At 65.2% G+C, this 14077-nt stretch carries 14 protein-coding genes; 13 read left to right on the top strand and 1 reads right to left on the bottom strand.

All coding sequences use genetic code 11. The features are described from left to right. The first annotated feature begins 36 nt into the window (after nt 1-36). The 4 genes from secG to ACW17Z_RS02150 all read left to right on the top strand — a co-directional run bounded on the left by secG (nt 37) and on the right by ACW17Z_RS02150 (nt 3583). Entirely contained in the window at nt 37-486 is a 450-nt protein-coding gene (secG, locus tag ACW17Z_RS02165; RefSeq protein ID WP_419317149.1) for a preprotein translocase subunit SecG, read from the top strand. 76 nt (nt 487-562) lie between these two features. Continuing rightward, nucleotides 563-2215: a CTP synthase gene (pyrG, locus tag ACW17Z_RS02160; RefSeq protein WP_419317147.1), complete on the top strand. Its 1653-nt coding sequence runs from the start codon at nt 563-565 to the stop codon at nt 2213-2215. A 115-nt stretch (nt 2216-2330) separates the two neighbouring features. Then, nucleotides 2331-2513 (top strand): 50S ribosomal protein L32, encoded by a 183-nt coding sequence (gene rpmF, locus ACW17Z_RS02155; RefSeq protein ID WP_007671126.1) that lies wholly within the window; start codon nt 2331-2333, stop codon nt 2511-2513. Between the two features lie 161 nt (nt 2514-2674). Next, the gene (locus ACW17Z_RS02150; RefSeq protein ID WP_492057416.1) at nt 2675-3583 is read left to right on the top strand and encodes a retroviral-like aspartic protease family protein; all 909 of its coding nucleotides are present in this window, start codon (nt 2675-2677) and stop codon (nt 3581-3583) included. A gap of 2 nt (nt 3584-3585) precedes the next feature. Here the strand turns inward: ACW17Z_RS02150 and ACW17Z_RS02145 are convergent, their stop codons facing one another. Then, nucleotides 3586-4356 (bottom strand): enoyl-CoA hydratase, encoded by a 771-nt coding sequence (locus ACW17Z_RS02145; RefSeq protein ID WP_419317143.1) that lies wholly within the window; start codon nt 4354-4356, stop codon nt 3586-3588. Nucleotides 4357-4466: 110 nt separating this feature from the next. Between ACW17Z_RS02145 and eno the strand changes: the two genes are divergently transcribed. From eno to ACW17Z_RS02100, 9 genes are all read left to right on the top strand, one after another. Beyond that, on the top strand, nt 4467-5747 hold the full coding sequence (eno, locus tag ACW17Z_RS02140; protein ID WP_419255280.1) for a phosphopyruvate hydratase: 1281 nt from the start codon (nt 4467-4469) through the stop codon (nt 5745-5747). Between the two features lie 530 nt (nt 5748-6277). Continuing rightward, entirely contained in the window at nt 6278-6574 is a 297-nt protein-coding gene (locus ACW17Z_RS02135; protein WP_419255281.1) for an FtsB family cell division protein, read from the top strand. Between the two features lie 172 nt (nt 6575-6746). Further along, on the top strand, nt 6747-7778 hold the full coding sequence (gene pdhA / locus ACW17Z_RS02130; RefSeq protein ID WP_419255282.1) for a pyruvate dehydrogenase (acetyl-transferring) E1 component subunit alpha: 1032 nt from the start codon (nt 6747-6749) through the stop codon (nt 7776-7778). 14 nt (nt 7779-7792) lie between these two features. Continuing rightward, entirely contained in the window at nt 7793-9130 is a 1338-nt protein-coding gene (locus ACW17Z_RS02125) for a pyruvate dehydrogenase complex E1 component subunit beta (protein ID WP_492058472.1), read from the top strand. After that, the gene (locus ACW17Z_RS02120; RefSeq protein ID WP_492057415.1) at nt 9130-9279 is read left to right on the top strand and encodes a hypothetical protein; all 150 of its coding nucleotides are present in this window, start codon (nt 9130-9132) and stop codon (nt 9277-9279) included. The genes ACW17Z_RS02125 and ACW17Z_RS02120 overlap by 1 nt, the downstream gene beginning before the upstream one ends. 12 nt (nt 9280-9291) lie before the next feature. Continuing rightward, complete coding sequence (locus tag ACW17Z_RS02115) at nt 9292-10578, top strand: pyruvate dehydrogenase complex dihydrolipoamide acetyltransferase (RefSeq protein WP_492057414.1); 1287 nt, start codon at nt 9292-9294, stop codon at nt 10576-10578. 26 nt (nt 10579-10604) lie between these two features. After that, entirely contained in the window at nt 10605-11081 is a 477-nt protein-coding gene (locus tag ACW17Z_RS02110) for a glutathione peroxidase (protein ID WP_419317139.1), read from the top strand. 82 nt (nt 11082-11163) lie between these two features. Then, entirely contained in the window at nt 11164-12564 is a 1401-nt protein-coding gene (gene lpdA / locus ACW17Z_RS02105) for a dihydrolipoyl dehydrogenase (protein ID WP_492057413.1), read from the top strand. Nucleotides 12565-12572: 8 nt separating this feature from the next. Continuing rightward, on the top strand, nt 12573-14075 hold the full coding sequence (locus tag ACW17Z_RS02100; protein ID WP_492057412.1) for a DUF6880 family protein: 1503 nt from the start codon (nt 12573-12575) through the stop codon (nt 14073-14075). The last annotated feature ends 2 nt before the right edge of the window (nt 14076-14077 follow it).

Genomic DNA, 14077 nt, shown 5'->3' with positions numbered 1-14077 from the left:
GAACGTCCCGTCGCCCGGATCGAGATCAGTTTACTCATGCTCATCGGCATCCTGCTCGCCATCAACATCGTCGTCTGCCTCGGCCTGATCGGCGTGGTTCTGCTGCAGCGTTCGGAGGGGGGCGCCCTGGGCATGGGAGGCGGCAACACCGGCTTCATGACGGCGCGCGGCGCGGGCGACCTGCTGACGAGGATTACCTGGATCCTGTTCTCCATTTTCTTGGTGATCAGCCTGGTCCTGACCATCCTGACCGGCCGCATGGGCGGCGCCTCGGCCGTGGATCGCCTCAACATCGACAGCCTGGACACCAAGACGCTGAACGCGCCGATCACGCCGCCGGCTCCCGTCGGCCAGGCCCCCGGGACCGCCCAGCCGGGCGCCATCCAGGCCCCGACCCCCAGCATCAACCAGCCGCTGACCTCGCAACCGGCCCCCGCGCAGCCTTCCGCGCCGGTTCCGGCGCCCGCCCAAACCCCGGCCCAGTAAGCGTTTGCAGCGAAAGCTGTTGATGAACGTCGGTCTTTTCGACGCGATCGCCGAATCGCGAGTAATCTGAGCGCCCATGACCCGGTACATCTTCATCACCGGCGGCGTGGTTTCCTCGCTTGGAAAAGGCCTCGCCTCCGCAGCGCTCGGAGCGCTCCTCCAGGCTCGTGGCTACAAGGTCCGCCTTCGTAAGCTCGACCCTTATCTCAACGTCGATCCCGGCACGATGAGCCCGTATCAGCACGGCGAGGTCTTCGTGACCGACGACGGCGCCGAGACGGACCTCGACCTTGGCCATTACGAGCGCTTCACCGGCGTTTCGGCGACCAAGGCCGACAACATCACCACCGGCCAGATCTACAAGACGATTATCGAGAAGGAGCGGCGCGGCGACTATCTGGGCGCGACCGTCCAGGTGATTCCGCACGTCACCAACGAGATCAAGCAGTTCGTGCTGTCGCCCGCCATGGACGAGACGGGTGAGAAGCCTGTCGACTTCGTGCTGGTCGAGATCGGCGGCACGGTCGGCGACATCGAGGGGCTTCCGTTCTTCGAGGCCATCCGCCAGTTGCGCCAGGACCTGCCGCGCGGCCAGAGCTGCTACGTCCACCTGACCTTGCTGCCGTTCATCAAGACGGCCGGCGAGATGAAGACCAAGCCAACCCAGCACTCCGTCAAGGAGCTGCGCTCGATCGGCATCCAGCCCGACATCCTGCTGTGCCGCTGCGAGCAGGAGATCCCGGTCGAGGAAAAGCGCAAGATCGCGCAGTTCTGCAACGTGCGGCCCAGCGCCGTGATCCAGGCCATGGATAGCTCGTCGATTTATTCTGTGCCGATCGACTATCACCACGAGGGGCTCGATGCGGAGGTGCTGGACGTCTTCGGCCTGCAAGACGCGCCCAAGCCGGACCTGAGCCGCTGGGAAGCGATCGAGGAGACCGTCAATCACCCCGATGGCGAAGTGACCATCGCCGTGGTGGGCAAATATACCGTCCTGAAAGACGCCTATAAGTCGCTTATCGAAGCGCTGCATCATGGCGGCCTGGCCAATAGGGTGAAGGTCAATCTCGACTGGGTCGAGAGCGAGACCTTCGAGGGCGATCCCGGCGCGGCTGCGGCTCGCTTGGAAAATGCCCATGCCATCATGGTGCCCGGCGGCTTTGGCGAGCGGGGGGCCGAGGGTAAAATCCGCGCCGCCCAGTTCGCCCGCGAACGCAAGGTGCCGTATTTCGGCATCTGTTTTGGCATGCAGATGGCGGTCATCGAGACCCTGCGGAACGTGGCTGGCATCAAGGACGCCTCGTCCAGTGAATTTGGCCCCACCGACCGTCCGGTCGTCGGGATCATGACCGAGTGGATCAAGGGCAACGAGACCGTTCAGCGACGCTCTGGCGACGACCTGGGCGGCACCATGCGCCTGGGAGCCTTCGACGCGGTTCTGACGCCCGGAAGCAAGGTGGCCCAGATCTACGGCGACACGGCCATCAGCGAGCGCCACAGGCACCGCTACGAGGTCAATATCGGCTACAGCCACCGGATGGAGGAGTCCGGCCTGAAGCTGACCGGTCGTTCGCCTGACGGCGTGCTGCCCGAAATCGTCGAACGCGAGGACCATCCGTGGTTCATCGGCGTTCAGTTCCACCCGGAACTGAAGAGCCGTCCGTTCGCCCCGCACCCGCTGTTTGCGAGCTTCATCGCGGCCGCCAAGGAGCAGGGCAGACTGGTCTGAACAGGCGTGTTGCATGTCTGAAGAGATTCAGGCATAAGCGCGCCCTCACACGGCGGCTTGGGTTATCCCGAGTCGCCGTCTCTAATTTTCACGCTCAGCGCGCAGAGTCACTTCGATGGCCGTTCCCAAAAGAAAAACTTCGCCTTCTCGCCGGAACATGCGCCGGTCGCACCACGCCCTGGGCGCAAACTCCTTCGTGGAAGACAAGGACTCGGGCGAACTGCGTCGCCCGCACCACGTCGACCTGAAGACGGGTCTGTACAACGGCAAGCAAATCCTCACCCCCAAGGAAGACTAAGGTCTTTCCTTCACGGCTGTGAATTCGAAGACGCCGCCAGGGTTCGCCCCGGCGGCGTTTTTCGTCATGGCTGTCTAAAACGGTGTTATTCTGAGCGGACCACGGGAGGTCCGCCCATGCTCACACGCCGAATTTTAGCGGCGGGACTGGGGCTGTCGTTTTTGCCTCAAGTCGCTCTGGCTGAACAGCCTGAGCGGGCGCTCACGCCGCCGCCTGAACCTGTTCTGATTCTCGATGCCTCTCTCGACCTCGACGATCGCCTGACCGTCCCGGTGAGGGTCAATGGCCAGGGACCGTTCGACTTCGTGGTCGATAGCGGTGCGGATCGCAGTGTTCTCTCCGCGCCGTTGGCCGATCGACTGGGCCTGGCCCAGGGGCCCAATGTGCTGGTTCACGGGGTGGGCGGTTCGCAGCTCACTCGTACCGCCCGGGTTGACGAACTTGTTGTCGGCGATACGCGGCTCTCCGGCGTCAATCTTCCCGTCCTGCCGCCTGAACGCGTCGGCGCCGACGGCCTGCTGGGCGTCGATATCCTGGAGGGCCGCAACGTGATCATGGACTTCCGCAAGCGGAAGCTGGAGATTCGCCGCAGCCGCTCGTCCCTCGATTTCGTCCGGTTGCCCCGCGAGGTCTCGGTTATGGCGGATGATCGCTTTGGCCGCCTTACGGTCGCCGACTGCAGGGTGGCTGGGGCCAAGGCCCTGGCCTTTATCGACTCTGGCGGTGGGGTCAGCATCGGCAACATGGCCTTGTCCCGCGCCATTGCCACCCGCCGGCGCCGTCATGACGATGTGAGGCCGGCCCGGTTGTTGACGGCGTCCGGTGAGATCTCCGTCGGCGAGTACCGCATCGCGCCATCCCTGACGCTGGGCGATCTGCGCATGACCAATGTGCCGATCGCCTTCGCCGACCTGCACATTTTCGATATCTGGAGACTCAATGATCGGCCGGCCTTGCTGCTGGGCGTCGATATCCTGAGGCTGTTTTCACGGGTCGAGCTCGATTTCGGCGCGGGGCGGGTGTTGTTCCGCATCGGCGGCGTGACGCCGCCCCGCATCCTCAGCGCCTGATCCTACTGGCTGCGTCCCCGGGCCTGGATCTGGGCGCGCCTGGCCTCTACCGCTGCAGGCGTGACTTTGCGATTGTGGGCGCTGGAACGCTCATGCTCGATTTCGAGGCCCTTGCGGAAGGAGCGGTCAAAGCCGTCGTCGATCAGGCTCTTGTAGAATGACAGGGTCTCCACCGGGATCGACGCCATGTCGGCTGCAAGCTTGAGCGCGGTCGGCATCAGCTCGGCGGCCGGAACCACACGATTGACCAGGCCCCATTCCGCCGCGGTCGTGGCATCGATGAAGTTGCCGGTCAGTGAAAGCTCCTTGGCGCGATAGATTCCGATCAGGCGCGACAGTTTTTGCGACAGCCCCCAGCCAGGCATGATCCCGACCCGGGCGTGGGTGTCGGCGAAACGGGCGTTCTCGGATGCGATCAGCACATCGCAGGCCAGCGCCAGTTCGAAGCCGCCGGTGATGGCGACCCCATTGATCGCGCCGATGACCGGCTTGCGACACAACTCGATCGCTTTCACCGGATTGGTTTCCGCGCCCTGGTCATTGGCCGCACTCATCGCCCTTGGGTCGCTGCCCAGCTCCTTGAGATCCAGTCCGGCGGTGAAGGCCTTCTCGCCGGCGCCGGTCAGCACGACCACACTGATCGCCGGGTCGGCGTCCAGCTCGAACATGACGGTATGCAGCATGGCCCGCAGGGCCTTGGACAGGGCGTTCATGGCCTCTGGTCGGTTCAGGGTGACAATGGCGATCGGGCCGCTCTTCTCGACGGTCAGCATGGCGTACTCCTCTTATGACCAACGATCAGTCGTCATCCCGAGGGAAGTCAAGTTGCGCCGCAGCGCGGTCGCGGCTAAGGCTCCCGCGCCTTTCGCCTTGAGGAGCTGCCATGACCGAGATCGTCGACATCATCGCCCGCGAAATTCTCGATAGCCGGGGCAACCCGACGGTTGAGGTCGACGTGATCCTGGAAGACGGCGCCTTTGGCCGCGCCGCCGTGCCCTCGGGCGCCTCCACCGGCGCTCACGAAGCGGTCGAGAAGCGCGATGGCGACAAGAGCCGCTATCTGGGCAAGGGCGTCTTGCAAGCCGTTGACGCGGTGAACGGCGAGATCTTCGACGCCCTTTCCGGCGTCGATGCCGAAGACCAGCGCCGGCTCGACAATCTCCTGATCGATCTGGACGGCACCCCGAACAAGGCGCGCCTGGGCGCCAATGCGATCCTGGGTGTTTCGCTGGCGGCCGCCAAGGCCGCCGCCGAGTCCGCAGGTTTGCCGCTCTACAAGTACGTCGGCGGCGTCAATTCGCGTGTGCTGCCGTTGCCGATGATGAACATCATCAACGGCGGCGCCCACGCCGATAATCCGATCGACATCCAGGAATTCATGATCCTGCCGACCGGCGCGGCCAGCTTCAGCGAAGCCCTGCGCATGGGCGCCGAGATCTTCCATGGCCTGAAGAAGGCTTTGAAGGACGCCGGCCACAACACCAACGTGGGCGACGAAGGCGGCTTCGCGCCCAACCTCGGTTCGGCTGAAGACGCCCTGGCGTTTATCGTCAAGGCCGGTGAGGCCGCAGGCTACAAGGCCGGCGACGACTTCGTCCTGGGCCTCGACGTCGCCGCCACCGAGTTCTTCAAGAACGGCAAGTACGAGCTGGAAGGCGAGGGCAAGAGCCTGGATCCCGCCGGAATGGTCGACTACCTGGCTGGCCTGGCGGCCAAGTTCCCGATCCTGTCGATCGAGGACGGCATGTCCGAAGACGATTTCGAGGGCTGGAAGCTGCTGACCGAAGCCTTGGGCAAGAAGGTTCAGCTGGTCGGCGACGACCTGTTCGTGACCAACCCCAAGCGCCTGCAGATGGGCCTGGACAAGGGCCTGGCCAATTCGATCCTGGTGAAGGTCAATCAGATCGGCACGCTGTCGGAAACCATCGACGCCGTCGATCTGGCTCACCGTGCTGGCTACACCAGCGTGATGAGCCACCGCTCGGGCGAGACCGAGGACTCGACCATCGCCGATCTCGCGGTCGCGCTGAACTGCGGGCAGATCAAGACCGGTTCGCTGGCCCGTTCGGACCGGCTGGCCAAGTACAATCAACTGCTGCGCATCGAGCAGATGCTGGACGATCAGGCCGTCTATGCGGGTCGATCGGCTCTCAAGGGTCGTTGATCGCCCCTAAAGCGTGAACTTCAGGAGGGCGCGGCTTCGGACAGGAGCCGCGCCTTTTTCTTGACGCCATAGCCCCTGATGGCGCGACAGGCGGGATCGCCCGCCGAGCCGCCCTCCGGCGCCTGTCACAGGGCCCGGACCGAGATAGCGCGCGACCATAGGCTATCCGGCCGTGTCCTCCCTCTCAGAGCGTTCTGAAGATGGTCGAGTTCAGGGCAGTGATCAGCCCGCCGGCCAAGGATGGCGATTCTCGCGCGCGCGGTCAGCGCGCCGTCGGCAGGAGAGGCGCCGGATCAGACGCTCTCATTTTTTCTATAAGCCCCTCCCGGAAGGGTTCCGGCGGCGGAACTCCCGTCTTCGCGGGTGCGAAATGAGCGCTGCGATGCGGTATCTAGATGCCGGTGAAACGATCTCAAATGAAAGCATCGGGCGGCGGCGGCTCTCGGATCGCAGACGCACTTCGTCAGCCCTTATTCAGAAGGCGTTAAGCACGATCTGAGACCCTGATGATCCCCTCCCGGGATTCTCAGATGTTCGCCCGACTGCAACCGATCCTGCCGACCGCGGCGATCCTTTTCCTGATCTTCTACTTCGTGTTTCACGCCCTGACCGGCGAACGCGGGCTATTGTCGACGTCTCAACGCAATGCAGATCTTGCGGCCAAGACGAAGGAGCTCAAGAAGATCCACGCTGAAAGGATGGACCTGGAGGCTCGGGCTCGTCTATTACGCAGCGGCAGTCTGTCGGCCGATCTTCTGGAAGAACGCGCACGTTCTCTCCTGGGATATGCCGACCCGAGGGACTACGTGATCCGTACCAAGCGCTAGCGCTTTCGGAACACGGCCGACGGCGCGGACTGGCGATGGTTCTCCGGCTCATCCGATCCGGGAGCGATCTGGGCGTGACATGTGGAACACTTCCTTCGCGGAACCGACGACGACTTCGGCGGGACGTGCTCTGGGATGAAGGCCGCGATGAAGATTGGCCAAGGAGAGTTGAATGGCGCGAACGCGCAAGGGTGAAGCTTCCGAGGGTAAAGCGGGTGACACCGGTGTCAACGCTTTCGTCGGCAAGGACGAGCTTCTGAAGTTCTATCAGGACATGCTGCTTATCCGCCGCTTCGAGGAGCGCGCGGGCCAGCTGTACGGCATGGGCCTGATTGGCGGGTTCTGCCATCTCTACATCGGTCAGGAAGCCATCGCGGTCGGCATGCAGTCGATCCAGCAGAAGGGCGACCAGATCATTACGGGCTACCGTGACCACGGCCACATGCTGGCCGCCGGCATGGATCCCAGGGAAGTCATGGCCGAGCTGACCGGTCGCGCAGGCGGTTCGTCGCGCGGCAAGGGCGGTTCGATGCACATGTTCGACATCGAGACCGGCTTCTACGGCGGCCACGGCATCGTCGGCGCCCAGGTCGCGCTGGGCACGGGCCTGGCGTTGGCCAATCACTACAAGGGCAATGGCAACGTCTCGTACGCCTATTTCGGCGACGGCGCGGCCAACCAGGGCCAGGTCTATGAGAGCTTCAACATGGCCCAGTTGTGGAAGCTGCCGGTCGTGTACGTGATCGAGAACAACCAGTACGCCATGGGCACCAGCGTCGAACGTTCGGCGTCGGAGACCGCCTTCCACAAGCGCGGCGTCTCGTTCCGGATTCCGGGCGAGGAAGTCGACGGCATGGACATCGTCGCCGTGCGCGAGGCCGGCGCTCGCGCCACCGAGCATGCGCGAAGCGGCCAGGGCCCGTACATCCTTGAGATGAAGACCTACCGCTATCGTGGTCACTCGATGTCGGATCCGGCCAAATACCGCACCAAGGAAGAGGTCGACGAGGTCAAGCACACGCGCGATCCGATCGATCACATCAAGGAGCGCCTGGCCAAGGTCGGCGTCACCGAGGACGATCTGAAGGGCATCGACGCCGAGGTGAAGCGCATCGTCGCCGAAGCTGCGGAGTTTGCCCGCACCAGCCCTGAGCCGGATCCGTCCGAGCTGTACACCGACGTATACCTGGAGGCCGCCCAGTGAGCGTGGACATCCTGATGCCCGCCCTCTCACCCACGATGGAAGAGGGCACGCTGGCCAAATGGCTGGTCAAGGAAGGCGACACCGTCAAGGCCGGCGACGTGATCGCCGAGATCGAAACCGACAAGGCGACGATGGAAGTCGAAGCCGTCGATGAAGGCGTCGTTGAGGCCATTCTGGTTCCCGGCGGCACAGAAAACGTCAAGGTCAACACGCTGATCGCGCGTCTGAAGGGCGAAGGCGAGGCGACCTCGGCGGCTCCGGCTCCCGCAGCCCAGGCTGCTCCGGCCGCCGCCGCGCCTGTCGCGGCGACTCCTGTCGTCAACGCCGGCGCCTCAACCTTTGCCGATCCGGAGATCCCGGCCGGCACGCCGATGAAGAAGATCACCGTGCGCGACGCCCTGCGCGACGCCATGGCCGAAGAGATGCGCCGCGACGACCGCGTGTTCCTGATGGGCGAGGAAGTCGCCCAGTACCAGGGCGCCTACAAGGTCAGCCGCGACCTGCTGCAGGAGTTCGGCGCCAAGCGCGTCATCGACACCCCGATCACCGAGCACGGCTTTGCCGGCATGGGCGTCGGCGCGGCGATGGCCGGCCTGAAGCCGATCGTGGAGTTCATGACCTGGAACTTCGCCATGCAGGCGATCGACCACATCATCAACTCGGCCGCCAAGACGCTCTACATGTCGGGCGGCCAGATCAAGTCGTCGATCGTGTTCCGCGGCCCCAACGGCGCGGCGAGCCGCGTCGGCGCCCAGCACAGCCAGGACTACGCGGCCTGGTATGGCAACGTTCCCGGTCTGAAGGTCATCGCGCCCTATGACGCGGCTGACGCCAAGGGCCTTCTGAAGGCCGCCATCCGCGACCCGAACCCGATCGTCTTCCTCGAACACGAGATGATGTACGGCATCGAGTTCGACATCCCCGATGTCGACGACCACGTCGTGCCGATCGGCAAGGCCAAGGTCCGCCGCGAAGGCACGGACGTCACCCTGGTGGCCTACAGCCGCATGGTCGGCTTCTGCCTGAAGGCCGCTGACGAACTGGCCAAGGAAGGCATCTCGGCCGAGGTCGTCGATCTGCGGACCATCCGTCCGATGGATCATGAGACGATCCTGCAGAGCGTGAAAAAGACCAACCGTCTGGTCACGGCCGAGGAAGGCTGGGGCCCGATGGGCGTCGGCGCCGAGATCGTCGCCCGCATCACCGAGCACGGCTTCGACTACCTGGATGCGCCGCCCCTGCGCGTGCACCAGGAAGACGTGCCGCTGCCCTATGCGGCCAATCTGGAAGCCCTCTCGCTGCCGTCGGTCGACAAGATCGTCTCGGCCGCCAAGAAGGTCTGCTACCGCTGATGAAGACGCGGCTCACGTCTGGCGGGATGGCGGCGATCGCTGCATACCTGTTGGATGTGAGCCGTTTCGATTCCGGCCAAGAACAACACCTCGCCCCGGCGCGAGATCGCGCGGACGACGGCCCGGCCGACAACGTCCCGAACGCTTGAGGAAGAAGCTCAATGTCGATCGACATCCTGATGCCCGCCCTGTCGCCCACCATGGAAGAGGGAACCCTCGCCAAGTGGCACGTGAAGGTGGGTGACACCGTCAAGGCCGGCGACGTGATCGCCGAGATCGAAACCGACAAGGCGACGATGGAAGTCGAGGCCGTCGACGAAGGCGTGGTCGAGGCCATCCTGGTCGACGCCGGGACCGAGAACGTCAAGGTCAACGCCCTGATCGCCAAGCTGACCGGGGAGGGCGAAAGCGCTGCTCCGCCGCCCGCAAAAGCGCCCGATAAATCAGACAGCGCCAAACCCGATAATGCGCCGGTTGCGACCGCACAAACTGCACAAACCGCACAATCGGCCGCGCCGGTCGCGGATGGCGCACGCGTGCTGGCTTCGCCGCTGGCCCGACGCCTGGCCGCCGCCGCCGGTCTGGATCTGAAGACCGTCAAGGGCAGCGGTCCGCATGGCCGCGTGGTCAAGGCCGATGTCGAGGCCGCAGGCAAGGGCGGCGCCGCGCCGGCCAAGGCGGCGGCGACTGCATCGGCTCCGACCGCCGCCGCCGCGCCGCGCCAGGCTTTGTCGCTGGAGCAGATGGGCATCCCCGCGGGCTCCTACGACCTGGTTCCGCTGGACGGCATGCGCAAGACCATCGCGCGCCGCCTTACCGACAGCTTCCGCGACGTGCCGCACTTCCCGCTCACCATCGATCTCGAGATCGACGGCCTGCTGGCGGCGCGCAGCAAGATCAACAGCCTGCTGGCGGATCAGGGCGTGAAGGTGTCGGTCAACGACATCATCATCAAGGCCGTGGCCGTGGCCCTCAAGCGCGTGCCGGAGGCCAACGCCTCGTACACGCCCGAAGGCATCGCCATGCACAAGCATGCCGATATCGCCGTGGCGGTGGCCATCGACGGCGGCCTGATCACCCCGATCGTTCGCGCCGCCGAGACCAAGGGCCTGGCCCAGATCTCGGCCGAGGTTAAGGACCTGGCGGCCCGCGCCAAGGCCAAGAAGCTGAAGCCCGAGGAATTCCAGGGCGGCACCTTCTCGGTCTCCAACCTGGGCATGTTCGGCATCAAGGCCTTCGCCTCGATCATCAACGAGCCGCAGGGCGCGATCATGAGCGTGGGGGCCGGCGAGCAGCGCGCTGTGGTCAAGAACGGCCAGCTGGCCGTGGCCACCGTTATGACCGTGACCCTGACCTGCGATCACCGCGTCGTCGACGGCGCGATCGGCGCCAAGTTCCTGGCGGCCTTCAAGCCGCTGATCGAAGAGCCGCTGACCCTGATCGTCTGATCATCGGAAAGGGCAGGGAGAGCGCCATGTCGGTCTATGACTACTCGGCCAAGACGCTGGACGGCCAGGACGTGAGCCTGGCCGACTATCGCGGGCAGGTTCTGCTGATCGTCAACACGGCCAGCAAGTGCGGGTTCACCCCGCAGTATGAAGGCCTTGAGGCGCTTTACCGCGACTACAAGGATCGCGGCCTGACCATCCTGGGCTTTCCCTGCAACCAGTTCGGGGCCCAGGAGCCCGGGAACGCCGAAGAGATCGCCAGCTTCTGCTCGCTGACCTATGACGTGACCTTCCCGATGCTGGCCAAGATCGACGTCAACGGCCCTTCGGCCCATCCGCTCTATGCCTTCCTGAAGAAGGAACAGAAGGGCGTGCTGGGCACCGAGGGCATCAAGTGGAACTTCACCAAGTTCCTGATCGGCCGCGACGGCGAAGTCGTCGAGCGGTTCGCTCCCACCACCAAGCCCGAAGACCTCAAGGTCGCGGTCGAGGCGCTGCTCTAATTCTCCCGGATCGGCTTGCAGGCCGATCGATCGAGGCCGCCCGGCTCCCCTCGGGCGACGTTCAAGCTAGGGTAAGAACACCATGTCCACGGAATTCGATGTCGTCGTCATCGGCGCCGGTCCTGGCGGCTATGTGGCCGCGATCCGCGCCAGCCAGCTGGGCCTGAAGACGGCGATCGTCGAGCGCGAAAACCTGGGCGGCATCTGCCTGAACTGGGGCTGCATCCCCACCAAGGCCCTGCTGAAGTCCGGCGAGATCTTCGAGCAGCTGTCGCATCTGGACAGCTACGGCCTGTCGGTCGAGAAGCCGTCGTTCGACTTCACCAAAATCATCGAGCGCTCGCGCGGCGTGGCCAAGACCATGTCGGGCGGCATCGCCTTCCTGATGAAGAAGCACAAGATCGAGGTCGTCGAGGGCGAGGCCAAGCTCGAAAAGGGTGCGCCGGCTCCCAAGGTCGTCGTGGCCCTGAAGGCCGGCGGCAGCCGCACGATCCAGGCCAAGAACGTGATCCTGGCCAGCGGCGCGCGGGCCCGGAACATCCCCGCCATCGGCGCGGTGTCGGACGGCGACAAGGTCTGGACCTATCGCGACGCTCTGGCCCCCAAGACCATGCCCAAGTCGCTGGTCGTGATCGGCTCGGGCGCCATCGGCATCGAGTTCGCCAGCTTCTATCGCGCCCTGGGCGCCGAGGTGACCGTCGTCGAGGCCGTCGACCGCATCATGCCGGTCGAGGACGCCGAGGTGTCCAAGGCCGCCCAGAAGGCGTTCGAGAAGCGCGGCATCAAGTTCCGCATCGGCGCCAAGGTCACCAAGATCGACAAGACCGCCACGGGCGTCTCGGTGTCGGTCGAGGTCGGCGGCAAGGCCGAGCAACTGACCGCCGAGAAGTGCATCGTCGCCATCGGCATCGTGCCCAATACCGAAGGGACCGAAGCGGTCGGCTTGACCACCGATCGCGGCCATGTCGTCACCGGCAAGCACGGCGAGACGAACGTTCCGGGCCTCTTCGCCATCGGCGACGTCGCCGGCGCGCCCTGGCTGGCTCACAAGGCCAGCCACGAAGGCATCCACGCCGCCGAGTTCATCGCCGGCTACAAGACCCCGGCCGTCCATTCGCCGATCCCGGGCTGCACCTATGCCAACCCGCAGGTCGCCTCGGTGGGCTACACCGAAGCCGCCGCCAAGGCCGCCGGCATCGACGTCAAGGCCGGTCGCTTCCCGTTCAAGGTCAACGGCAAGGCCGTGGCCGCCGGCGAGACCGAGGGCTTCGTCAAGGTGGTGTTCGACGGCAAGACCGGCGCCCTGATCGGCGCTCACATGATCGGCCACGAAGTGACCGAGATGATCCAGGGCTTCGTCACCGCCATCACGCTGGAAGCGACCGAGGAAGACCTGCACGGAATCGTCTACGCTCACCCGACCATGTCGGAAGCCATGCACGAAGCCACGCTCGATGCGTATGGACGGGTGCTGCACATCTAGGGACCTGAATGGCGCGCGCGACGGCCAAGACGACCGACAAGCCGGCCCCGGCTGGGATCAAGGCCGCGGCCAAGACCAGGAAAGGGTCGAAGACCACCCTTTCGGAGGCCAACCTCGCCGATCTGGGCGCGGAGCGGCTGGCGACGATCCTGATGGATCTGTCGGTCGACGGCTACGTCAAGCGCGCCCTGCGGCTGGAACTGTTCGCCGAGGCCAGTCCCGAAGGCCTGGCGCTGGAGATTTCCAAACGCCTGGCGGCCATCGCCAAGGCCACCTCGCGCATCCACTGGCGCAAGCGCGCCGCCTTCGCGCGCGATCTGGATCTGCACTTTCGGATGATCCAGCGTCTGGCGGAGAGCGATCCCAAGGCGGCCCTGACGCTGCTGATGGATTTCCTGGACCTGGCCGGTTCGGTCTTTGACCGCATCAGTCAGCCCGAGGGACCGATCGGTGAGGTCTTCGTCGAAGCGCGGGACGCGGTCGGCGACATCGCCCTAAGCGCCAAGGTCGCGCCCGTCGATCTGGCCGACCGGGTGGCGCGGCTGATCCTGTGCGACGACTATTTCGTCTTTGGTCCGCTGGTGGCTGTCGCGGCCCCGTCTCTGGGCGTGGCCGGTCAGGCGCGATTGGGCGAGCGCCTGCAGGCCGCCTTGACCCAGCGCCCCGCGCGCTCGGCCGGCGCCTATGACGCCAAGGCGTCGGTGGTCCGCGACGCCCTGCGCCGTCTTGCCGACATCAATGGTGACGTGGGGGCCTTTATCGCGACCTTCAGCGAGACCCAGCGGCGGTTTCCCGCCATCGCCGCCGAGATCGGGCGTCGCCTTCTGGCCGTCGGCAAGGCGGGGGAGGCCCTGGCCGCTCTGGAGGCCGCCGCAGCGACGGTCAAGCCGCGCGGCCTGCTGTCGGTCCGCGCCGAGCCCGACGATCCGGTCGAGCGCGCCGCCTGGGAGGATGTCTATCTCGAGGCGTTACAGGCCAATGGCCGCCAGGACGAGGCTCAGCGCCGGCGCTGGGCGGCCTTCGAGGCCACCCTGTCGATCCCGAGGCTGAGGGCGTTCCTCAAGGGCCTGCCAGACTTTGACGACGTGGTCGCCGAGGACGACGCCAAGAAGATCGCCGCCGAGTTTCCGCGCTTCGAGGTCGCCCTGGCCTTTCTGATCGAGTGGCCGGATCTGGCTGCAGCGGCGCGACTGATCATCAACCGTCACGGCGCGATCAACGGCGCGGACGAAGACCTGCTGACCGCCGCCGCGCGCCGTCTTGAAGGCGCCTATCCGCTGGCCGCGACCCTCTTGCTGCGGGCCATGATCCGCAACGTGCTGACCTATGGCGTCGCGGGCCGCTACAGGGCTGCGGCCCAGCAATGGCTAGAGATGGAAAGCCTGGCGCCGATCATCGCCGATTTCGGCGAGTTCCCGGACCACGAGACCTTCATGGCCGACCTGCGGGCCATGCATGGCCGCAAGCAGGGCTTCCGCGCTGAACTGGAAGCCCTGGGTGGCGTATTCTAGGC

The sequence above is a fragment of the Caulobacter sp. GSs2 genome (assembly GCF_058680895.1).
The sequence above is the reverse complement of the archived record's forward strand: the minus strand, read 5'-3'. Positions and strand labels throughout refer to the sequence as shown.

Coding starts and splice junctions, on each gene's coding strand:
- secG (WP_419317149.1), top strand. CDS start 37: ATGCTCATCGGCATCCTGCTCGCCATCAACATCGTCGTCTGCCTCGGC.
- pyrG (WP_419317147.1), top strand. CDS start 563: ATGACCCGGTACATCTTCATCACCGGCGGCGTGGTTTCCTCGCTTGGA.
- rpmF (WP_007671126.1), top strand. CDS start 2,331: ATGGCCGTTCCCAAAAGAAAAACTTCGCCTTCTCGCCGGAACATGCGC.
- ACW17Z_RS02145 (WP_419317143.1), bottom strand. CDS start 4,356: ATGCTGACCGTCGAGAAGAGCGGCCCGATCGCCATTGTCACCCTGAAC.
- eno (WP_419255280.1), top strand. CDS start 4,467: ATGACCGAGATCGTCGACATCATCGCCCGCGAAATTCTCGATAGCCGG.
- ACW17Z_RS02135 (WP_419255281.1), top strand. CDS start 6,278: ATGTTCGCCCGACTGCAACCGATCCTGCCGACCGCGGCGATCCTTTTC.
- pdhA (WP_419255282.1), top strand. CDS start 6,747: ATGGCGCGAACGCGCAAGGGTGAAGCTTCCGAGGGTAAAGCGGGTGAC.
- ACW17Z_RS02125 (WP_492058472.1), top strand. CDS start 7,793: ATGCCCGCCCTCTCACCCACGATGGAAGAGGGCACGCTGGCCAAATGG.
- ACW17Z_RS02120 (WP_492057415.1), top strand. CDS start 9,130: ATGAAGACGCGGCTCACGTCTGGCGGGATGGCGGCGATCGCTGCATAC.
- ACW17Z_RS02115 (WP_492057414.1), top strand. CDS start 9,292: ATGTCGATCGACATCCTGATGCCCGCCCTGTCGCCCACCATGGAAGAG.
- ACW17Z_RS02110 (WP_419317139.1), top strand. CDS start 10,605: ATGTCGGTCTATGACTACTCGGCCAAGACGCTGGACGGCCAGGACGTG.
- lpdA (WP_492057413.1), top strand. CDS start 11,164: ATGTCCACGGAATTCGATGTCGTCGTCATCGGCGCCGGTCCTGGCGGC.
- ACW17Z_RS02100 (WP_492057412.1), top strand. CDS start 12,573: ATGGCGCGCGCGACGGCCAAGACGACCGACAAGCCGGCCCCGGCTGGG.